The 19,731-nt window shown below is 70.5% G+C and carries 19 protein-coding genes; 9 read left to right on the top strand and 10 right to left on the bottom strand.

Annotated features, from left to right (window positions below; translation table 11 throughout):
- Both EHS43_RS14580 and EHS43_RS14585 read right to left on the bottom strand, forming a co-directional pair.
- A partial coding sequence (locus tag EHS43_RS14580) for a phosphocholine-specific phospholipase C (protein ID WP_125191204.1) occupies positions 1-1,439 on the bottom strand: 1,439 nt, incomplete at its 3' end.
- Between the two features lie 169 nt (positions 1,440-1,608).
- Complete coding sequence (locus EHS43_RS14585; protein ID WP_260470532.1) at positions 1,609-2,001, bottom strand: hypothetical protein; 393 nt, start codon at positions 1,999-2,001, stop codon at positions 1,609-1,611.
- A gap of 105 nt (positions 2,002-2,106) precedes the next feature.
- Between EHS43_RS14585 and EHS43_RS14590 the strand changes: the two genes are divergently transcribed.
- The 7 genes from EHS43_RS14590 to EHS43_RS14620 all read left to right on the top strand — a co-directional run bounded on the left by EHS43_RS14590 (position 2,107) and on the right by EHS43_RS14620 (position 7,861).
- Positions 2,107-3,180: an aromatic ring-hydroxylating dioxygenase subunit alpha gene (locus EHS43_RS14590; RefSeq protein WP_125191205.1), complete on the top strand. Its 1,074-nt coding sequence runs from the start codon at positions 2,107-2,109 to the stop codon at positions 3,178-3,180.
- Positions 3,177-3,380 carry a hypothetical protein gene (locus tag EHS43_RS14595; protein ID WP_125191206.1) on the top strand — a complete coding sequence of 68 codons (204 nt, stop codon included), beginning with the start codon at positions 3,177-3,179 and terminating at the stop codon, positions 3,378-3,380. Before EHS43_RS14590 ends, EHS43_RS14595 begins: the two co-directional genes overlap by 4 nt.
- On the top strand, positions 3,377-4,315 hold the full coding sequence (locus tag EHS43_RS14600) for a PDR/VanB family oxidoreductase (RefSeq protein WP_125191207.1): 939 nt from the start codon (positions 3,377-3,379) through the stop codon (positions 4,313-4,315). The genes EHS43_RS14595 and EHS43_RS14600 overlap by 4 nt, the downstream gene beginning before the upstream one ends.
- 177 nt (positions 4,316-4,492) lie before the next feature.
- The gene (locus EHS43_RS14605) at positions 4,493-5,464 is read left to right on the top strand and encodes an ABC transporter substrate-binding protein (protein ID WP_125191208.1); all 972 of its coding nucleotides are present in this window, start codon (positions 4,493-4,495) and stop codon (positions 5,462-5,464) included.
- Positions 5,461-6,234 (top strand): ABC transporter permease, encoded by a 774-nt coding sequence (locus tag EHS43_RS14610; RefSeq protein ID WP_125191209.1) that lies wholly within the window; start codon positions 5,461-5,463, stop codon positions 6,232-6,234. Before EHS43_RS14605 ends, EHS43_RS14610 begins: the two co-directional genes overlap by 4 nt.
- Complete coding sequence (locus EHS43_RS14615; protein WP_125191210.1) at positions 6,231-7,010, top strand: ABC transporter permease; 780 nt, start codon at positions 6,231-6,233, stop codon at positions 7,008-7,010. Before EHS43_RS14610 ends, EHS43_RS14615 begins: the two co-directional genes overlap by 4 nt.
- 26 nt (positions 7,011-7,036) lie before the next feature.
- Positions 7,037-7,861, top strand: coding sequence for an ABC transporter ATP-binding protein (locus tag EHS43_RS14620; RefSeq protein ID WP_185806250.1), 825 nt, complete (start codon positions 7,037-7,039; stop codon positions 7,859-7,861).
- On the opposite strand, the gene EHS43_RS14625 is transcribed toward EHS43_RS14620, so the two are convergent.
- The 7 genes from EHS43_RS14625 to EHS43_RS14655 form a co-directional block, all read right to left on the bottom strand.
- Positions 7,830-9,971 carry a discoidin domain-containing protein gene (locus EHS43_RS14625; protein WP_260470533.1) on the bottom strand — a complete coding sequence of 714 codons (2,142 nt, stop codon included), beginning with the start codon at positions 9,969-9,971 and terminating at the stop codon, positions 7,830-7,832. The two genes, EHS43_RS14620 and EHS43_RS14625, sit on opposite strands and share 32 nt — an antisense overlap.
- Before the next feature lie 54 nt (positions 9,972-10,025).
- Positions 10,026-11,615 carry an alpha-amylase family glycosyl hydrolase gene (locus EHS43_RS14630; RefSeq protein WP_125191212.1) on the bottom strand — a complete coding sequence of 530 codons (1,590 nt, stop codon included), beginning with the start codon at positions 11,613-11,615 and terminating at the stop codon, positions 10,026-10,028.
- Between the two features lie 32 nt (positions 11,616-11,647).
- Positions 11,648-12,508, bottom strand: a complete 861-nt coding sequence (locus EHS43_RS14635; protein WP_125191213.1) for a carbohydrate ABC transporter permease — start codon at positions 12,506-12,508, stop codon at positions 11,648-11,650.
- Positions 12,505-13,413 (bottom strand): carbohydrate ABC transporter permease, encoded by a 909-nt coding sequence (locus EHS43_RS14640; RefSeq protein ID WP_125191219.1) that lies wholly within the window; start codon positions 13,411-13,413, stop codon positions 12,505-12,507. The genes EHS43_RS14635 and EHS43_RS14640 overlap by 4 nt, the downstream gene beginning before the upstream one ends.
- Before the next feature lie 52 nt (positions 13,414-13,465).
- The gene (locus tag EHS43_RS14645; protein WP_125191214.1) at positions 13,466-14,812 is read right to left on the bottom strand and encodes an ABC transporter substrate-binding protein; all 1,347 of its coding nucleotides are present in this window, start codon (positions 14,810-14,812) and stop codon (positions 13,466-13,468) included.
- A gap of 110 nt (positions 14,813-14,922) precedes the next feature.
- Positions 14,923-15,918 (bottom strand): LacI family DNA-binding transcriptional regulator, encoded by a 996-nt coding sequence (locus EHS43_RS14650; protein ID WP_125191215.1) that lies wholly within the window; start codon positions 15,916-15,918, stop codon positions 14,923-14,925.
- A gap of 711 nt (positions 15,919-16,629) precedes the next feature.
- Complete coding sequence (locus tag EHS43_RS14655) at positions 16,630-17,277, bottom strand: hypothetical protein (protein ID WP_185806251.1); 648 nt, start codon at positions 17,275-17,277, stop codon at positions 16,630-16,632.
- Positions 17,278-17,501: 224 nt separating this feature from the next.
- On the opposite strand from EHS43_RS14655, the gene EHS43_RS14660 reads away from it, so the two are divergent.
- Together EHS43_RS14660 and EHS43_RS14665 are read left to right on the top strand one after the other, a co-directional pair.
- Positions 17,502-18,158: a helix-turn-helix transcriptional regulator gene (locus EHS43_RS14660; protein WP_125191217.1), complete on the top strand. Its 657-nt coding sequence runs from the start codon at positions 17,502-17,504 to the stop codon at positions 18,156-18,158.
- Between the two features lie 32 nt (positions 18,159-18,190).
- Positions 18,191-18,721 carry a toxin-antitoxin system, toxin component gene (locus EHS43_RS14665; protein ID WP_125191220.1) on the top strand — a complete coding sequence of 177 codons (531 nt, stop codon included), beginning with the start codon at positions 18,191-18,193 and terminating at the stop codon, positions 18,719-18,721.
- 14 nt (positions 18,722-18,735) lie between these two features.
- Here the strand turns inward: EHS43_RS14665 and EHS43_RS14670 are convergent.
- A partial coding sequence (locus EHS43_RS14670; protein WP_260470534.1) for an alpha/beta fold hydrolase occupies positions 18,736-19,731 on the bottom strand: 996 nt, incomplete at its 5' end.

Here is a 19,731-nt window from a genome sequence, read left to right on the forward strand (position 1 = left end):
GGCACGTAGTCGGGGTGGCGCTCGCGGTCCGGCGGCTCGTAGCCGTCGGTGTCCGGGAGGGCGACCGGCCTGGTGTCCTTGCGGGAGAAGTCGAAGGCCGCGGTCAGGTCGCCGCAGACCGCGCGCCGCCAGGGCGAGATGTTGGGCTCGTGGACGCCGAAGCGCCGCTCCAGGAAGCGGATGATCGAGGTGTGGTCGAGCGTCTCGGAGCAGACCCAACCGCCCTTGCTCCAGGGCGAGACGACGAGCATGGGCACGCGCTGGCCGAGGCCGTAGGGGCCGGCCGGGTGGCTGCTGTCGCCCTTGTACAGGTCGAGGGCGGGGTCGACGGTGGACTTGCCCTGCGCCGCCGAGCCGGGCGGGAAGGCGGGGACCACGTGGTCGAAGAAGCCGTCGTTCTCGTCGTAGGTGATGAACAGGGCCGTCTTCGCCCACACCTGCGGGTTCGCGGTGAGCGCGTCCAGGACCTGGGCGATGTACCAGGCGCCGTAGTTCGCGGGCCAGTTGGGGTGCTCGGTGAAGGCCTCGGGAGCGACGATCCAGGACACCTGCGGGAGCTTTCCGGCCTTCACGTCGGCCTTGAGCTGGTCGAAGTAGCCCTCGCCCTTGGTGCGGTCGGTGCCGGTGCGGGCCTTGTCGTACAGCGGGTCGCCGGGCTTGGCGTTGCGGTACTGGTTGAAGTAGAGCAGCGAGTTGTCGCCGTAGTTGCCCCGGTAGGCGTCCGGGATCCAGCCCCAACTGCCGTTCGCGTCCAGGCCGTCGCCGATGTCCTGGTAGATCTTCCAGGAGACGCCGGCCTTCTCCAGCCGCTCCGGGTAGGTGGTCCAGCCGTAGCCGGCCTCGTCATTGCCGAGGACCGGGCCGCCGCCCTGGCCGTCGTTGCCCGTGTAGCCCGTCCACATGTAGTAGCGGTTCGGGTCGGTCGAGCCGATGAACGAGCAGTGGTAGGCGTCGCAGACGGTGAAGGAGTCGGCGAGGGCGTAGTGGAAGGGGATGTCCTCGCGGGTCAGGTACGCCATCGTCGTGGACCCCTTGTTCGGGACCCATTTGTCGTACTTGCCCCCGTTGAAGGCGGCGTGTCCGTCGTTCCAGCCGTGCGGGAGATCCTGGATGAACTGCATGCCCAGGTCGTCGGCCTCGGGGCGGAACGGCAGGATCTCCTTGCCGTTCCGGTCCGTCTGGTGCCAGACGGACCGGCCGTTCTCCAGCGTCACCGGGCGCGGGTCCCCGAAGCCGCGAACACCCCTGAGCGAGCCGAAGTAGTGGTCGAAGGACCGGTTCTCCTGCATGAGGACGACGACGTGCTCGACGTCCTCGATCGTCCCGGTGCGGTGGTGGCCCGGGAGCGCCGCGGCGCGCTGGATGCTGTTCGACAGGGCGGTGAAGGCGGTGGTGGCGCCCGCGAGTTGGAGGAATCTGCGCCGGTTGACGTCGGACATGAGTGAGGGAACCTCTCAATCCTGCGCATCGATGGCCCGAAGGTGACGGAAGGTGCGCGCAGCGAGTGTTCCAAGAGCAACAAACGTCAGGGAAGGGTGCGGTGGCGCTGATGTGAAAGTCGGGGGTACGGGAGGGGCCGCGGCCCCGGTCTTCTCGTGGGACGGGGGCTCACCCGGCTGACCCGCGGGCGTTGTGGACGACCACGTCACCCTCGTCGACCGCCTTGCGGTAGTCGCGGAACACCGTGAGCGCCTCGTCCCGCAGGACATCTGCGACGACCTCGATGCCTCGCGCCCCGAGCTGCCCGGCCCGGTCCGCCCCGACCGAGCCCTCGTCGAACGTGGTGATCTCCTCCGGTTCCGGCCCCTCCCCGGCGACCACCAGGCCGCGCACGCCGGACCACGGCGTGGCGCCGTAACACTGTACGCAGGGACGCCAGTTGACGACCAGCTCGTGAGGGGGCAGGCCCTCGGCGCCGAGGTCCCAGCTGCCGGTGGCCGCCTGGGCGAGGCCGAGCGCGACGACCTCGGGCGCGGAGTCGGCGCCGACGAGTTCCGGCATCCGGTGCGGGGTCGTCGCACCCTTCCGTGTGGCGGAAGCGGTGTTGCCGAGCCCCCGCGACCGCCAAGACGATGCCACCACAGCAGACAGACGGGAGCCGCAACGATGCCGCACATGACCGCCTTCGCCCGCAACCAGTGGTACGTCGCCGCCTACAGCCACGAGGTGGGGCGTGAGGAACTGCTCGGCCGGACCATCCTCGGTGAGCCGCTCGTCTTCTACCGGACCGAGGAGGACGGGACGCCGGTCGCGCTCGCCGACCGATGTGTGCACCGCCGGTTCCCGCTGCACGAGAAGCCGAGCCGGCTCGACGGCGACCGGATCGTGTGCGGGTACCACGGGTTCACGTACGACACGACGGGCACGTGTGTGTACGTGCCCGGCCAGAAGCGCGTGCCGCGCACCGCCCGCGTGGCCTCCTACCCCGTGGTCGAGCAGGAGTCCCTGGTCTGGGTGTGGATCGGGGACCCGGCGCTCGCCGACGCCGGCACCATCCCGAGGGCCCGGCACCTCGACTCCCCCGGCTGGGTCACCGTCCGCGGCATGGAGCCGATCGACGCCGACTACGGCCTGCTCGTCGACAACCTCCTCGACCTCTCCCACGAGACCTATCTGCACGGCGGCTACATCGGCACCCCCGAGGTCGCCGAGACGCCGATCACCACGGAGGTCGACGAGGGCGCGGGCATCGTGCGGGTGAGCCGGCACATGGACGACGCCGCGTGCCCGCCGTTCTACGCCAGGTCCACCGGCATCGAGGGCCGGATCACGCGCTGGCAGGACATCGAGTACCACGCGCCCTGTCTGTATCTGCTGCACAGCCGGATCGCCCCGGTCGGTGTGCTCCCGGAGGCCGACGGCAGCGACCCGAACGGCTTCCACACCGAGATCACGTACGCCATCACGCCGTCCGCCGACGGTCATGTGTACGACTTCTGGATGGTCTCGCGGGACTGGGCGACCGAGGACGCCGAGGTCACCGAGTTCCTGCGGGGCAACAACCACACGGTCGTCATGCAGGACGTCGACGCGCTCAACCTGCTCCAGCGGACGCTCGGCACCGAGCGCTCCGGCTACCAGGAGCTCAGCATCAACATCGACACCGGTGGCCTGGCCGCCCGCCGGATCCTCGCCCGTCTCGTCGAGGAGGGCGACAAGCCCGTGGAGAAGGTCCTGTGAGTGCCGCGTCCACCGGGGAGGTCTACCGCATCGACTGGCTGCCGGGCACCGACACCCTGCACGGCACCTGTCACTGCGGCCGCGAGCACACCTCGCAGGACCCGGTCGAGATGTGGGAGTGGATGCTCGCCCACCCGAACGGGCACTCACCCCAGGGAGACGAGCCGTCCGCACACGAGCCGCGAGGAAACAGTTCATGAGTGACGCGTACGAAGCCGAACTCGTCGTCGACCGCCGGGACTCGGCGGCCGACGGCGTGCTCGCCCTCACCCTGCGCCACCCGCTGGGCGAACGGCTCCCGGCGTGGGAGCCCGGCGCCCACATCGACGTGGTGCTCGGCCCCGGCCTGGAGCGGCAGTACTCGCTGTGCGGCGACCCGGCGGACCGCACGTCCTGGCGGATCGCCGTGCTCCGCGAGCCGGCGGGACGCGGCGGATCCGCGCATGTGCACGAGCAGTTGAGGCAGGGCGACAAGGTGCGGGTGCGCGGGCCGCGCAACCACTTCGCCCTGCGGCCCGCGCCGCGGTACCGGTTCGTCGCGGGCGGCATCGGCATCACCCCGATCCTGCCCATGCTCGCGGCGGCGCAGGCCGCGGGGGCGGAGTGGACGCTGCTGTACGGGGGTCGGACTCGCAATTCCATGGCGTTCACCGAGGAGTTGAGCCGTTACGGGGACCGCGTCACCGTGGCTCCGCAGGACGAGACGGGGCTGCTGGACCTGCCGTCGGTGCTGGACGGTCTCGGCGGGGACACGCTGGTCTACTGCTGCGGTCCCGGCGCGCTCCTCGACGCCGTGGAGGCGCGCTGCCCCGCCGGACTGCTGCACGTGGAGCGGTTCACGCCGAAGGAGCAACCGGAGGGCGAGAACACGCAGTTCGAGGTCGAGCTCGCGCGGACCGGCACCACGATCACCGTCGCTCCGGACGTCTCCGTGCTCGACGCGGTCCGCGCCGGCGGTGTCGAGGTGCTGTTCTCCTGCACCGAGGGCACCTGCGGCACCTGTGAGACCGACGTCCTCGACGGCACCCCGGACCACCGGGACTCCGTGCTCACCGACGAGGAACGGGAGGCCGGGGAGACGATGATGATCTGTGTGTCCCGGTGCCGGGGGAAGAAGCTCGTACTGGACCTTTAGACAGAGTTCGCTCCGCACCCGCGACCCACCCGACTGTCAACAATATTGTCAGCCATAGGTGTTGACCTCGACCCCGTGCGCCCCATACCTTTCGCGCTGAGGACCACCTGTGCGGTCTGCGCACAGCCTGTCGTGAGCACAGCCTGTCGGAACAGCGAAGTCTGCACAGGAGGAGCCATGCGTCGTCCGCTCACCGCCCTCGCGGCCGGAGCCTTCCTCGTCACCGCGTCGGCCTGTGGTTCATCAGGAGATCCGGGGGCCGCGGAGTCGGGATCGTCGTCCGGCGGCACCACCACCGTCGAACTCGGTCTCATTCCGATCGTCGATGTCGCGCCGGTCTACCTCGGCCAGAAGAAGGGCTTCTACGGCAAGCACGGACTCAAGCTCCGGATATCCACGGCCTCCGGCGGCGCGGCGATCGTGCCCGGAGTCGCCAGCGGGCAGTTCCAGTTCGGCTTCTCCAATGTCACCTCCCTGCTGCTCGCCCGGTCGTCGGGGGTGCCGGTAAAGGCCGTCTCCAACGGCATCGCCTCAACAGGCTTACGGGGCAAGGACTTCGCGGGCATCGCGGTGAAGAAGGACAGCCCGGTCAAGTCCGCGAAGGACCTGGAGGGCAAGAAGGTCGCCATCAACACCCTCAAGAACATCAACGAGTCCGCGGTGCGCGAGTCGGTGCGCAAGGACGGCGGCGACCCGGACAAGGTGAAGTTCGTGGAACTGGCCTTCGACCAGATGCCGGCCGCCCTCGACGGCGGCCAGGTCGACGCGGTCTGCGCGGTCGAACCGGCGCTCGCCACCATCAAGAGCCAGGGCGGCCAGGTGATCGCGTCCCCGATGGTCGACGTGGCGGCGAACACCACGGTTGCCCTCTACTTCACCTCCACGCGGTACCAGCAGCAGCACCCCGACGTGGTGAAGAAGTTCCAGGCGGCCACCGCCGAGTCCCTGGCCTATGCCGACGCCCACCCGGACGAGGCACGCCAGGTCATCACGACGTACACCAAGATCCCGGCCTCGGTCCTTGCGCAGGTGACCCTGCCGAAATGGCCGGCCGAGCCCAACAGGGAGTCCGTCGAGGCACTCGCGCGGCTGGGCGAGCAGGACGGGTTCTTCAAGAAGGCCCCCGACGTCGACGCGTTGCTTCCGTGAGGTTCCGGAACGCGGCGCTGGGCGCCGCCGGACTCGCGGCCTTCCTCGCCCTGGGCGAGGCGGTGCCGCGGCTCGGTCTGGTCAAGGAGGAGTACTTCCCGCCGACCAGCCGGATCGCGCGGGCGTTCGCCGACGAACTCTCCGACGGCGCCTTCTGGACGGCGCTCGGCGACACGCTGACCGGCTGGGCCCTGGGCCTGGCCATCGCCGCGGCGGCCGGGATCGTCCTCGGCGTGATCGTCTCGGTCGTGCCGTACCTGCGCGAGGCGACGGCCTCGACGATCGAGTTCCTGCGCCCGATCCCCTCGGTCGCCCTCATCCCGCTGGCGGTGCTGCTGTACGGCAGCGAACTGCGCTCGGTGCTGCTGCTCGTCGTGTACGCGAGTTTCTGGCAGGTCCTCATCCAGACGCTCTACGGCGTCCAGGACGTCGACCCGGTCGCCGACGAGACGGCACGGTCGTACGGTCTGGGTACCTGGGCGCGGATCCGGCACGTGCTGTGGCCGACCGCGCTGCCGTACGTCTTCACCGGCGTGCGCCTCGCCGCGGCGGTCGCGCTCATCCTCGCCATCACCGGCGAACTCGTCATCGGGGCACCGGGGTTGGGCGCCCGGATCGCGGTGGCGCAGAACTCGCAGGCGGTACCGGAGATGTACGCGCTGATCGTGGTGACCGGGCTGCTGGGGCTGGTCATCAACGTCGGCGCGCGTACCGTGGAACGGCGGGCGCTGGCCTGGCACCAGTCGGTGCGCGGGGAGGTGGCGGTGTGAAGCGGTTCGCTCTGCGGCTCGTCCTCGTGCTCGCGCTGCCCGCGCTGCTGGTCCTGGTCTGGTGGCTGGCCTCGGACGGCAGCACCAACGTGTTCTGGCCGCCGCTGCGTACCATCCTGAAGACCTTCCCGGACGTGTGGACCGCGGACCGGCTGCGGGACGACGTGCTGCCCAGCATGTGGCGGCTCACGGCCGGTTACGCGCTGTCGGCCGTGGTGGGGGTCGCCGTCGGCACGGCCATCGGTTCCCACCGGCGGGTGCGGGCGGTGTGCGAACCGGTCCTGGAGTTCCTGCGGGCCGTTCCCCCGCCGGTCCTGATCCCGGTCATCATGCTGTTCGCGGGCATCGGCGACACCATGAAGGTCACCGTGATCGCGAGCGGCTGCGTCTGGCCGGTCCTGCTCAACACCGTCGAGGGCGTGCGCGCGGTCGACCCGGTGATGCTGGAGACGGCGCGTTCCTACGGCATCACGGGGCAGTCGCGGCTGCGCAACCTGGTGCTGCGCGCGGCGAGTCCGCAGATCTTCGCGGGCCTGCGCCAGGCGCTGTCCATCGGGATCATCCTGATGGTCATCAGCGAGATGTTCGCGGCCAGCAACGGCATCGGCTTCACCATCGTGCAGTTCCAGCGCAGTTTCGCGGTCCCCGACATGTGGACCGGGATCCTGGTCCTCGGCCTGCTCGGGTTCCTGCTCTCCGTCGTCTTCCAGCTGGTCGAGCGGCGGGTCCTCTCCTGGTACCACGGCCTGCGCGCCTCGGCCCGGCGGTCCCCGTGAGTCACCCGAACGCGAAAGGGCGGTCCATGCACGCACTTCTTGGCGTATCCGGCCTGCGCAAGGTCTACGAGGGGTCGGGGCGCCGTGTGGAGGCGCTGCGCGATCTGACCTTCACCGTCGAGGCGGGTGAACTCGTGTGTCTCGTCGGCCCCTCCGGCTGCGGCAAGACCACCCTGCTGAAGTGCATGGGCGGCCTGCTCACCCCGACGGCCGGCGAGGTCCACCTGGCGGGACGGAAGGTGAGCGGCCCCCCGCCCGGGATGGCCTTCGTCTTCCAGGAGTACGGCCGCAGCCTCTTCCCCTGGATGCGCGTCGCCGACAACGTCGAACTGCCGCTGAAACAGAAGAACCTGACCAGGTCGCGGCGCCGCGAGCTGGTCGCCGACGCGCTCGATTCGGTGGACCTCGCGGAGGCCGCGGGGGCGTATCCCTGGCAGCTGTCCGGCGGGATGCAGCAGCGCGTGGCGATCGCCCGCGCCCTCGCCTACGAGCCCGAGGTCCTGCTGATGGACGAGCCGTTCGCGGCCGTGGACGCGCAGACCCGGGCCGACCTGGAGGATCTCGTACGACGGCTGTGGCGCGAGCGCGGCATCACGATCCTGTTCGTCACCCATGACATCGACGAGGCCGTCTACCTGGGCGAACGCGTGATCGTGCTGTCCGCCTCGCCGACCGTCGTGCAGGAGCAGCTGAAGGTCGACCTGCCGGACGAGCGGGACCAGTTGCACACCCGTGTGACCCCGCGCTTCGCCGAACTGCGCACCCATGTGTACGAGCAGATCCAGGCGGCCAAGCGCGGGGTCGTGCGGGACGCTCCGGTCACGGGGTCCGATACGCCTCCACTTCACTGAACTGCCCTGCCGGCCAACCGGTGTTGGCGCTCACCGACAGGCGCAGATACCGCAGGCTGGTGCCGCTGGGCAGGGAGACGGTGGCCGTGTTGCCGCTCGCCGGATCGAAGCGGTGGCCCTGTGCGCCCACGACGGTGCTGTAGGCGCTGCCGTCGGTGCTGCCCAGCACGGTGACGGTCTGGGTGCGGGCCTGCCAGGCGCTCTGCGGGGGCAGCTTCAGGACCAGTCTGCGCACGGGTTCGGCCGCACCCAGGTCCACCGTCCAGGACTGCGGGAAGGCGTTGTTGGCGGACTCCCAGTAGCTGTTCGCGTCGCCGTCGACCGCCTTGCCCGGGGTGTAGACGTCCTGGGAGCCGGTCGCGGTGGCCGGGCGGCCCTTGGCGAGGTTGCGGTTCGGGTCGGGGTCGGGGTTGCCCTGACCCGGCTGGGGCCACGTCGAGCAGTCCGACCAGGTGCTGCTCCAGCCGGAGTTGCCGCCGCCGTCGGTGAGGGTGAAGGTGCCGGAGTTCGCCGGGTAGGGGCAGTTGTAGACGCCGGCGGCGCCCACCGAGGTGGCCGTGACGTTGCGGACGGTGGCGGCGCCCTGGGCCTCCGCCTGCACGACGACCGTGCCGGTGGTGCGGACGGTCGCGCCGTCCACGGTGACGTTGCGGACGGGGTGGCCCTGTCCCCCGCCGGACACGAACTCGAAGGCGCTGTAGGGGCTGTCGGTGATGGTCGTGTCGGTGATGGCGACCGTGGCGTTGATGGCACTGTCGTAGGAGTCGACCCGCAACGCCCCCATCGGATGGTTCCAGTTGGGGTTCATCGCGCCGGTGCGGACCAGGGTGTTGCCGGTGACGGTGATGGTGCCGGCCAGTGGGAAGAACGGGTCGAGGAACTTCTGGTTGGAGATCGCGATGCCGCTGCCGAGGGCGTTGGTGTCGGAGACCAGGTTGTTCCTGACCGTGATGTCGGTGCCGCCGTAGATCGCGATGCCGTTGGCGAGGTTCGGCTGGGTGATGGTGTTGTTCTCGAAGCTGCTGTCGGTGTCGGGGGCGTACAGGGACCACATGGCGAGCGCGTCGTCGCCCTGGTTGCGCAGGAAGTTGTTGCGGACGCGCACGCCGCGGGCGTTGCCGTTGAGGTTGAGGCCGTCGGCCGTCATGTCGAGGAAGCGGTTGTTCTCCACGACGAGGTTGTCGTTGTTCCCGGTCAGCCACAGGCCGACCTTGAGGTGCTGGAGCCACATGCCGGACACCGAACTTCCGGGCCCCAGAGAGCCGTTGACGAAGTTGTCCGGGCTGGAGTCGACGCGCTCGGTGACCTCGCCGACGACCGCGAAGTCCTTGATGTGGACGCCTCCCGAGGAGCCGGACTGGTCGATGAAACGGGAGGTGTGCACGATCGAGTGCCAGCTGCCGGCGCCCTGGAGGGTGACGTTCTGGACCCCGCTCAGGGAGGACGTCAGCCGGTAGTCGCCCGGTGGGATCCACACCACTCCCCCCTGGGCGGCGGAGATCGCGTCCCGGAAGGCCTGGGTGGAGTCGCCGTTGCCGCTGGGGTCGGCGCCCTTGGAAGTGACGGACACGGACCCGGCGGGCTGGCCGGTGGCCGCCGCGACCTGTTCGAAGTCGGCCACGTCGAGGGTGGCCTGTGTGCCGGTGGACTCGAAGGCGACCTTGTCGCCCGCCTGGACGTTCTGGCCGAGCACGAGGCGGGCGTTGTCGAAGAAGTGGTGGGTCCTGGCGCCGGGGATCCAGCTGGTGTCGACGTAGGAGTACTTGGAGGTGACCGGGAGGGTCCTGGTGAGCCTGGTGCCGTTGACGTAGACGTTCAGGGCGCCGGACTGGCCGTCCGGGACGCTGTAGGCGACGTTCACGGCGTTGGCCGCGCGCGGCACGGTGAACTCGACGCGCTGGCCCGAGCCGATCCGTACCGCCTGGCGCCCGGACGCCTCCGAGGCGAGCGTGCCCTGGGTGAAGTCCGGGCCGATCCTGGTGCCGGTCGTGGTGGCGGACTCGGCCTCGACCGAGGTGAAGGGGAGCGTGGCGCCCGCGGCCGCGTGGGCGGTGGGCACCGTGGCGGTGAGGAGACCGGTGGTGAGGGCCACCGTGATCGCTGCTGACATGCTCCTGACAGATCTGTGCATGTGCTGGTCCCTTCGTGTGGGGGTGTCGCGGTCTCAGCCCTGCAGCCAGACCGCCGTGTCCTTGGGCAGCCGGCCCCGCGGGTCCAGGGGGCCGCTGGCGAGCAGCAGACGGGTGTGTGCGGGAAGGTCGGCCGGGGCGTCGGCGAGGTTCACCACGCACAGGGAGCGCTCCGCACGGGCGAACGCGAGGACGCCCTCGGGCGCGGGCAGCCAGGTGAGCGGGCCGTCCCCGAGGACCGGCCGGATCCTGATGGCCTCGCGGTACAGGCTGAGCATCGACGCCGGGTCCGCGCGCTGCCGGTCGACCGCGTACGACGCCCAGTCGGCGGGCTGGGGCAGCCACGGTTCCCGCTGGGACCCGAAGCCCGCGTACGGCGCCCCGGCCACCCAGGGCAGCGGCACCCGGCACCCGTCCCGCCCGGGGTCCGTGCCGCCGGACCGGAAGTGCATCGGGTCCTGGATGCGGTCCCGCGGGATGTCCGCCTCGGGCAGGCCCAGTTCCTCGCCCTGGTAGACGTAGACGGCTCCGGGCAGGGCGAGCGAGAGCAGGGCCGCCGCCCGGGCGCGCCGGGTGCCGAGGGCGAGGTCGGCCGGGGTGCCGAAGGCCTTGGCCGCGAAGTCGAAGCCGGTGTCGGTGCGGCCGTAGCGGGTGACCGTGCGGGTGATGTCGTGGTTGCACAGCACCCAGGTGGCGGGGGCGCCGACCGGGGCGTGTTCGGCGAGGGTCGTGTCGATCGAGGTGCGCAGGCGCCCGGGGTCCCAGGGGCACGTCAGGAAGGAGAAGTTGAAGGCGGTGTGCAGCTCGTCGGGGCGCAGATAGCGGGTGAAGCGCTCGGTGTCGGGCAGCCAGACCTCGCCGACGAAGACGCCGTCGTACTCGTCGGCGATCGCCCGCCAGGAGCGGTAGATGTCGTGGAGTTCGTCGCGGTCGACGAAGGGGTGCGGGTCCGGCCCGTCGGCGAGGTCGGGCAGTGCCGGGTCCTTGGCGAGCAGGGCGGCCGAGTCGATGCGGACGCCCGCCACTCCCCGTTCGAACCAGAAGCGCAGGATGTCCTCGTGCTCCTGGCGTACGGCCGGGTGAGCCCAGTTGAGGTCGGGCTGTTCCGGGGTGAACAGGTGCAGGTACCAGTCCCCGTCGGGCAGCCGCGTCCACACCGGCTCGGCGGAGCCGACGAACTGCGACGGCCAGTCGTTGGGCGGGAGTTCGCCGTGCTCGCCGCGTCCGGGCCGGAAGTGGAACAGTTCGCGTTCGGGGCTGCCGGGGCCGGCCTCCAACGCGGCCCGGAACGAGGGATGCTGGTCGGACACGTGGTTGGGCACGATGTCGACGACCGTGCGGATGCCCAGCTCGCGGGCCTCCGCGATCAGCTTCTCCGCCTCGGCGAGGGTGCCGAAGGCCGGGTCGATGGCACGGTAGTCGGCGACGTCGTAGCCGCCGTCCTTCATCGGGGAGAGGTACCAGGGGTTGAACCACAGGGCGTCCACGCCGAGTTCGGCGAGATACGGCAGTCCGGCGCGGACTCCGGCGAGGTCGCCGGTGCCGTCCCCGTCGCCGTCGGCGAAGCTGCGGACGTAGACCTGGTAGATGACGGCGGAGCGCCACCACGCGGTGGGCTGTCCCACGGGGGTTCCCTTCTGTAGGCGGACGGGCGGTGTCAGCCCTTCGTGCTGCCCGCGCTGATCCCGGCGACGATGTGCCGCTGGAAGACGAGGAACAGGGCGACCATCGGGATGCTGGCGATGACCATCGCGGCGATGAGCACGGTCAGTTGGATGTTCTGCGACAGCTGGACGAGTGCCACGCCGATGGGCTGCTTGTCGGTGTCGGAGAAGACCATCAGCGGCCACAGGAAGTCCTGCCAGACGGCGACCAGGGCGAAGATCGACACCACCCCGAGGACCGGCCGTGACAGGGGCAGCACGACCGACCACAGGATGCGCAGCTTCCCGGCGCCGTCGATCTCGGCGGCCTCCAGCACATCGCGCGGGAGCTGGTCGAAGAACCGCTTGAGCAGGTACAGGTTGAAGGCGTTGGCGACGGCCGGCAGCCAGATGGCGAGGGGGTCGTTCAGCAGCCCCAGGTCCGCCACGGTCAGGTACTTCGGTACGACCAGGGCCTGGGCCGGGACCATCAGGGTGGCCAGGATGCCGCCGAGGACCACCTTGCCGAAGACGGGGTTCAGACGGGACAGGGCGTAGGCGGCGGCCGTGCACAGGACGAGCTGGAACGCCCAGGCACCGGCGGCCTGCACCACCGTGTTCCACAGGTGCTGCGGAAGCTGCATCAGATGCCAGGCGTCGGTGTAGCCGTCGAGACGCCACTGTTCGGGGACGAGGGTGGGCGGGGTCCGTGCCACCTCGTCGGGCGACTTCATCGCGCCGGTGACCATCCAGTAGACCGGGAAGAGGAAAGCGAGCGCGAAGAGGGCGACGACCGCGGAGAAGACGGTCCAGTAGACGGCCCTGCCGCGCGGGCGGGCGAGCGTCGCCGGGGAGATCAGGGTACGGGTGCTCACGCCAGATCCCCCTCCGTGGACCGGGTCAGCCGCAGGTACAGGGCCGAGAAGGCACCCAGGAGCAGCAGGAGCAGCACGCTCAGGGCACAGGCGCCGCCGAAGTCGTTGTAGAGGAAGGCGTACTTGTAGATCAGGTAGAGGACGGTGACCGTGGCGTTCTCGGGGCCGCCACCGGTGATCACGAACGGTTCGGTGAACACCTGCATGGTCGCGATGATCTGAAGGAGCATCAGCATCAGGATCACGAACCTGGTCTGCGGGACCGTCACATGGCGGACGCGCTGGAGGAGGTTCGCGCCGTCCAGTTCGGCGGCCTCGTACAGCTCGCCAGGGATGGACTGCAGGGCGGCCAGGTAGATCAGGACCGTGCCACCCATGTTGGCCCAGGTGGCCACGAGGACGAGGGAGACGAGCGCGGTGTCGGCGCCGTTGGACCAGTTCGAGGTGGGCAGGTGCAGGAAGCGCAGCGCCTCGTTGGCGAGGCCGGCCCCGGGGTCGTAGAACCACTTCCAGAGCAGGGCGCTGACCACCGGCGGGATCATGACGGGCAGGTAGACCACGACCCGGAAGAACGCCTTGGCGTGCCTCAGTTCGTTGAGCACCAGCGCCATGACGAACGGGATCGCGAAGCCGATGAGCAGCGCCAGCAGGGTGAAGGCGAGGGTGTTGCGCCAGGCCGCCGTGAACTCCGGGTCGTGCCAGACGCGGGTGAAGTTGGCGGTGCCGACCCACTGCGGCTCGGAGCCCGGTGTGTACTTCTGAAAGGCGATCACGACGGCGCGGATCGCCGGGTACCAGGAGAAGAGGGCGAAGCAGACGAGTCCGCCGAGGAGGAAGCCGTAGGCGCGCGCCTGGTCGGCGAGGCGGCGCCGCCTCCGGTCCCCTGCGGGAGGCGGCGCCTGCATCGGGGGTACGGCGACGGCCTCGTGGGGCGGCCTTTCCACCGTCTTCACCGGGTCAGCCCCGGGCCAGGATGCCGTCGATCTTGCCCGAGGCATCCCCCAGGAGCTGGTCGATGTCGGCGTCCTTCTTCGTGAGGACGGCGGAGACGGCACCGTCGAGGACGGAGTAGATCTGCTGGGCGTTCGGCGGCTCGATCTTCATCTCCAGGCTCTGGTTGCCGTCGAGGAAGGCCTGGTAGTTCTCCACGGGCACATTGGCGTTGGCCTTCTTGACCTGCTGGTCCCTGGCGTCGGCGGCGCCGGTGAACAGGCGCGGCTCGGGCAGGCCGACCGGGGCGTCCGCCTTCCTGGCGCGGGCGTAGTCGCCGAGGAAGCCGGCACCGGGGGTGAGGAACATGTGGTCGAGCCACTTCAGGGCGGCCCTGATCTGGTCGGGGCTCGCCTTCTTGTTGATCATGTAGCCGTCGCCGCCGATGAGTGTGCCCTTGCCGCCGGGCATGGGCGCGAGGGCGAGGTCCTTGTAGTTGCCGCCCTTCTCCTTGACGAGGATCGGGATGTTGTCCGGGGCGGAGAGGTACATGCCGAGCTTGCCCGAACCCATCATCTGCTGGACGTCGTTGATGACGAGGAGCTGCTTGCTGCCCATGGAGTCGTCGGTCCAGCGCATGTCGTGGAGGTTCTGGAGGACGGCGTGCCCTTCGGGGGTGTCGACGGTGGCCTTCTTGCCGTCGGTGCTGACGACGTCGCCGCCCTGGGAGTACAGCTCCGCGGTGAAGTGCCAGCCTCCCTGGTTCTGGGCGCTGTAGTCGGCGTACCCGACCGTGCCGTCACCGAGTGCGGCGATCCTCTTGGCGTCGGCGCGCAACTCCGCCCAGGTGGCGGGGGGTTGCTCGGGGTCGAGCCCGGCCTTCGCGAACAGCTTCTTGTTGTAGATCAGGCCCATCGAGTAGCCGGTGCGCGGGATGCCGTAGATCTTCCCGTCGACCGTGTAGATGTCGCGGAGTTGCCGCTGGAGGGTGCCGTAGCTCTTCAACTCCTTGACGTACGGGGTGAGATCGGCCGCCTGGTTGATGTCCACGACGTGCCTGGCGTCGGTGAAGTACGTGTAGAAGACGTCCTCCATCTGCCCGCCGGCGAGCTTGGCGTCGAAGGTCTTGGGGTCCTGGCAGGGGAACGCGTCGTGCGCGACGACGTCGATGTCGGGGTGCTTCTTCTCGAAGGACACGACGTCCTGCTCGAAGAACCGCCGGTCGACCTCGGCGCTCCTGGGCGGCATGCAGTTGACCGTGATGCGGGTCTTGCCGCTCGCCGTGTCGTCGCCCGATCCGCAGGCGGAGACGGCGAGCGCAAGACAACAGACACTGAGCGCGGCGACGGTACGGCGGTACCCGGTGCTTCTCATCGGTGGACCCCTCGTGGCAGGAGCGGTGGGCGCCGCACACTCAAGCACCACCGACATCCGTCCGCAAGATGTCGCGCAGAATCTGTAATTATTCGACAGGCAGCTGGATCCTAGGCACGGGGCGCTTGCGCGGTGGACCCCCGGACCACGAGCTCGGGTTCGAAGAGCAGCTCCTCGGCGGGTACGGCAGCGCCTCCCACCTGCGCGTTCAGCAGTTCCACGGCGGCACGGCCCATGGCCTCGATGGGCTGGCGGACGGTGGTCAGCGGGGGTTCGGTGCAGTTCATCAGCGCGGAGTCGTCGTAGCCGACGACGGACACCTGGCCCGGCACGTCGAGCCCCTTGCGGCGGGCGGCCCGGATGACGCCGAGCGCGAGGGGGTCGCTGGCGCAGATGAAGCCCGTGACCCCGCGGTCGATGAGCCGGGCGGCGGCCGCGTGACCGCCCTCGATGGAGAACATGGCCCGCGCGATCCGCTCCTCGGGCAGCTCGCCGAGCCCCTGCGCGGCGGCCAGCTTCCGCGCCGAGGGCATGTGGTCCGCGGGCCCCAGAACCAGCCCGATCCGCTCGTGCCCCAGCGAGGCGAGATGACGCCAGGCCTGTTCGACGGCCACGGTGTCGTCGCAGGACACGCGGGGGAAACCGAGGTCGGCGATGGAGGCGTTGACCAGCACCACCGGGATGTTCCGGTCGGCGAGCCGCCGGTAGTGGTCGTGCGGCGCGTCCGCCTGGGCGTAGAGCCCGCCGGCGAAGACGACCCCGGAGACCTGCTGCTGGAGCAGGAGATCCACGTAGTCGGCCTCGGACACCCCGCCCCTGGTCTGTGTGCACAGCACCGGCGTCAGTCCGAGCTGGGCCAGCGCCCCGCCGATGACCTCGGCGAACGCCGGGAAGATCGGGTTCTGCAGTTCCGGGAGCACCAGCCCCACCAGGCGGGCCCGCTCACCGCGCAACTGCGTGGGCCGCTCGTACCCGAGCACGTCCAGTGCGGACAGCACCGCCTGCCGGGTCCCCTCGGAGACCCCCGGTTTGCCGTTGAGCACCCGGCTGACCGTGGCCTCACTGACCCCGACCTTCTTGGCAACCTCGGCAAGTCGTCGCGTCATGAACGCAAGAATAGCGCAAGAAACGCAAACGGCTTGCGTAATCGCGTCACCGCCTGCGGAAGCGCCGCACTCGCACCCCGCTCCCGGTCCACGAGTGCCCGAGCAAGCGCCGGGCGACGTGGATCGGGAGGTGCCCGTCGGCTGCGGACGGCCCGTGACCACCGACCCGGCCGCCCCGCGTTCGGGCCCTCACCCCCGGCTCGCCCAACACGCATCGGTGTTCCGTACGGGCTTCGTGGCCGCGCCGGGCCCGCCGGTGCCCCTCGACCCGAGCACTCGGCGTTCGCCGACCGAACGCACCAGGACCGGTGCGGTCCGCCGCTGTCGGCTCCGGCCGGGACGGTGGGCCGGGCCGCTCGCCGGGGTGGCCGCGACCGAGGGCTTTCACGGCCCTTCAAACGTTGCGCCCACGTCCGCACCGGGACGCCGAGCCGGGCGCCGGGCCCGACGGTTCCCGCCGGCGGCCCCGCCCCCTGCGTCGCCCGGCAGTGGCAGCCGACCGGCCGCGTCGACACGTCCGTGGACGCGCCGCCGCCCAGGCCCGCTCCGGCCGGCGGTCGCAACCGCCCATGACGCGCGGCATTCGGTCGGCTCTCCCGGCCACGGGGTGCGGACGAACGACGAGCGGCCCCTGGGAGAACACCCCTGCTCCACGCGGACCGACAACTACTGACGAGGCGCCGTCGGCGACCTGAACGCCGACGGTGCCCGTCAGGACCGGGGGGCGGGCACCACCGTGAGATGGGCCGCGGTGCGCCGCGGACGCTTCCTGGCAGCCGGGCGCAGCACCAGGGTCAGTCTGGTGTAGCCGAGCTCGCGCAGCGTGCGCGGGGTCTCGTCCACGACCCGGCAGTCGGTGGCACCCCAGCGCGGGTCGGGGTGCACGAGCGGGCGTACGGAGCCGTCGTGCTCCACGGCCTGTTCGCCGACCGCGCGGATCCAGTGCGGCAGGCCGTGCCGATAGGCGGCTTCCATGATCGGGTCCTGGGCGATCTCCCGGCGGATCGACTGGAGGCCGTGGTCGTGGCCGTGCCGCTCCACCGCGGCGGCGAAGTGCGCGAGCATCGGCAGGCACCAGCGCGACTCGTGCTCGCCGAGGACGCTGCTCGCATCCGGATGGAAGAGGACGAACCGGAGGAAGTTGTCACCCGGCATGGCCGTCGGATGCGGCCCGACGGCACGGAAAAGTGACGCGAAAGCGGCGTTGGCGAGGACGACGTCCCAGCGGTGGTCGAGGACGACGGACGGGAAGGGGACGGCTTCCAGGAGCGTGGCGTAGTCCTGAAGGTACGCCTGGGCTTCGAGCCCTTCGGGGACGGGCCGCAGTTCCGACCGCTGCCCACCTGCCTGATATGCCATCGGGAGGTCACCCCTCTTGCCTATGCGGCCTTCACGCGGCGCCTTGATCCTGCTTCCCCGGAACGAGCCATGTCAACTATCGTGGCATTCCGGAGCGGTTGACGGCTGAAATTGGCCACAGTTGTGGCGAGACCTGGATGTGAGTTCGAACAACGGGCTACTCTCCGGGAAGTTCACGGCGCGTGCCCGTGAGAAGTCGGGTGAGAGACGTAGGAGATCAGTCGGTGTCGGATGGCTTCGAGAGCCCGGACGACGCGGCAACGGCCGTGCTCACGGCCGTCGTCGCCCGCGTCACCGCACTCGCCGACCGCCTCGGCGTGCCGCACGGGCAGGTCTTCGACACCGGCCGGCTGTCCGTCGCCTCCGGAGTCCCGGAACCCGTGGTCAAGGTCCTGCTGAGCGGGCGCCCCGCGGGTGAACCGGACGTCCAGGCGCGGTTCCTGCAGCGGCTCGACCTGCTGCGCCGCACCCGGCTGAAGCCCAACGGACGCAAGTACACCCAGCAGGAGATCGCCGACGGCGCGGGCATGTCCCGGCAGCAGGCGGGGGCCCTCATCAACGGGGACCGGCGCCCCACCATGGAGCACTGCGACGCCATCCAGCGGTTCTTCCGGGTGCACGCCGGATTCCTCACGGCCGAGGACCCGGAGGCGCTCGCGGGTGCCCTCCAGCACACCGAGCAGGAGCTCCTGCACAAACTCGCCGACCGGGAGCGGGAGGCCGCGGCGTCCGCCCGTGACCCGCTGGAGCGGCTGCTGCAGGACCACGGCGTGCGCGGCATCGCCTGGCGGGCCGCGCAGCTGCCCACCGACCAGCACCGTGACAAGGTCGCCGAGTGGCTGGACATGCTCCTGGAGAGCGTCAAGCGGCCCGAGTCCTGATCCGGGAGACAACTGTGGGCATCGGAAAGCACATGCGCCGCCTGAGCGGCGAGCTGGTGGCGGAACTGGAACTCGACGCCCCCGCGCGGCCCGAGGACCTCTACGGCGCCCTGTGCGACGCGATGAGCAGACGCCGGGGCCGCCCCGTCCACTTCCGTACGGCGCCCTTCCCGCCCGGCACCGCCAGCGGACTGTGGCTCGACATGGCCGACCAGGATCTCGTCGTGATCGAGGAACGCACCGCCCCCGACCACCAGTTGGTCATCCTCGGCCACGAGCTGTGGCACATGAACGCCGGCCACTGCTCCCACCACGTCGAGGGCGCGGCCGTCGCCGCCCGCCTGCTGCACGACGACGCCGATCTCCAGGCCACGGTCCGCAAGGTCGCCGCCCGCAGCCGCTTCGAGCTCGACGACGAGCGGGAGGCCGAGAGCTTCGGTCTGCTGCTGGCCAGCAAGTGCCGGACCTGGCTGGCGGGTTCACCGCTGCGCGGCCGGGCCCAGCGGGACCGTCTGGCGGGGCGCATCGAGGTGTCGCTGGGGTACCTGGGGCCGAAGGGCTGACAGGTCGCCGGGGGTCAGGTCGCGCTGCGCTCGCCCGCCTCCCGCAGCGCGCTGCCCGGACCGCCCTGACGCAACAGCTCCTTCCAGTGCTCCCGGCTCCAGTCCGCGGGGGCCGTGGTGGCGGTGAACTCCTCGACCAGCGCGACGAACCGGGTTGGGTCGGTGTGGAACGGGAAGTGGCCCGCGCCCTCGAAGATCTCCAGCCGGCTGCCGGGCATCGCCTCGTGCGCCCCGAAGGCGTGCCGTACGGGCACCACGCTGTCGCGGTCGCCCCACAGCAGCATGGTCGGCATGCCCTCGGTCAGATAGCAGCGGTCGAGCATGGTGACGACCTGGCCGCGCCAGTCGACGACCGCGCGCAGGGTGCGGATGAAGGCGTTGCGGGAGGTCTCGTCGGGGAGGGCGTCGACGAGCCTGAGCAGGTCCGGGGCGTCCTGCCCGAGGTCGGTGTCCAGGAGCCGCATCAGACGCACGGCGAGGCCGGCTTGGAGGCGCATGCCGGGCAGCCCCAGCGAGGACAGCAGCAGGTGGGCGCCGGGCAGGGAGGCCAGCCGCAGCACGGGGTTGACCTCGCGGCCCACACCGCCGGCGCTGACCAGGATGAGCCGCTCGGTGCGCTCGGGGAACTGGTAGGCGAACTGCATGGCCACTCCCCCGCCCAGCGAGTGGCCGACCAGGGTGGCCGACTCGACGCCCAGGGCGGTCAGCAGATCACGGACGCCGTTGGCGTACGCGGCCACCGAGTAGTCGGCGCGCGGCTTGTCGGAGTCGCCGTGGCCGAGCAGGTCGGGGGCGATCACGGTGTGGGTGCGGGCGAGGTCGGGGATCAGTTCCGCCCAGGTCGCCGAGGAGTCGCCGATGCCGTGGACGAGGACGAGCGCCGGCCCCTCGCCCGCCATGCGGAAGGCCCGCCGGTAACCGTGCACCACGCGGTACCGCAACGCCGGTTCGCCGTCGCCCACGGGGCGCAGCCGGACGGCGCGCACCGGGCGCCGGCGCAGGTCGTCGAC

The sequence above is a fragment of the Streptomyces sp. RP5T genome (assembly GCF_003933965.1).
Classification (GTDB): domain Bacteria; phylum Actinomycetota; class Actinomycetes; order Streptomycetales; family Streptomycetaceae; genus Streptomyces.

Excerpts from the sequence above, each read along its gene's own strand:
- EHS43_RS14585 (WP_260470532.1), bottom strand. The coding sequence starts at position 2,001 with ATGCCGGAACTCGTCGGCGCCGACTCCGCGCCCGAGGTCGTCGCGCTC.
- EHS43_RS14590 (WP_125191205.1), top strand. The coding sequence starts at position 2,107 with ATGCCGCACATGACCGCCTTCGCCCGCAACCAGTGGTACGTCGCCGCC.
- EHS43_RS14600 (WP_125191207.1), top strand. The coding sequence starts at position 3,377 with ATGAGTGACGCGTACGAAGCCGAACTCGTCGTCGACCGCCGGGACTCG.
- EHS43_RS14605 (WP_125191208.1), top strand. The coding sequence starts at position 4,493 with ATGCGTCGTCCGCTCACCGCCCTCGCGGCCGGAGCCTTCCTCGTCACC.
- EHS43_RS14620 (WP_185806250.1), top strand. The coding sequence starts at position 7,037 with ATGCACGCACTTCTTGGCGTATCCGGCCTGCGCAAGGTCTACGAGGGG.
- EHS43_RS14625 (WP_260470533.1), bottom strand. The coding sequence starts at position 9,971 with ATGTCAGCAGCGATCACGGTGGCCCTCACCACCGGTCTCCTCACCGCC.
- EHS43_RS14640 (WP_125191219.1), bottom strand. The coding sequence starts at position 13,413 with ATGCAGGCGCCGCCTCCCGCAGGGGACCGGAGGCGGCGCCGCCTCGCC.
- EHS43_RS14645 (WP_125191214.1), bottom strand. The coding sequence starts at position 14,812 with ATGAGAAGCACCGGGTACCGCCGTACCGTCGCCGCGCTCAGTGTCTGT.
- EHS43_RS14650 (WP_125191215.1), bottom strand. The coding sequence starts at position 15,918 with ATGACGCGACGACTTGCCGAGGTTGCCAAGAAGGTCGGGGTCAGTGAG.
- EHS43_RS14655 (WP_185806251.1), bottom strand. The coding sequence starts at position 17,277 with ATGGCATATCAGGCAGGTGGGCAGCGGTCGGAACTGCGGCCCGTCCCC.
- EHS43_RS14665 (WP_125191220.1), top strand. The coding sequence starts at position 18,191 with ATGCGCCGCCTGAGCGGCGAGCTGGTGGCGGAACTGGAACTCGACGCC.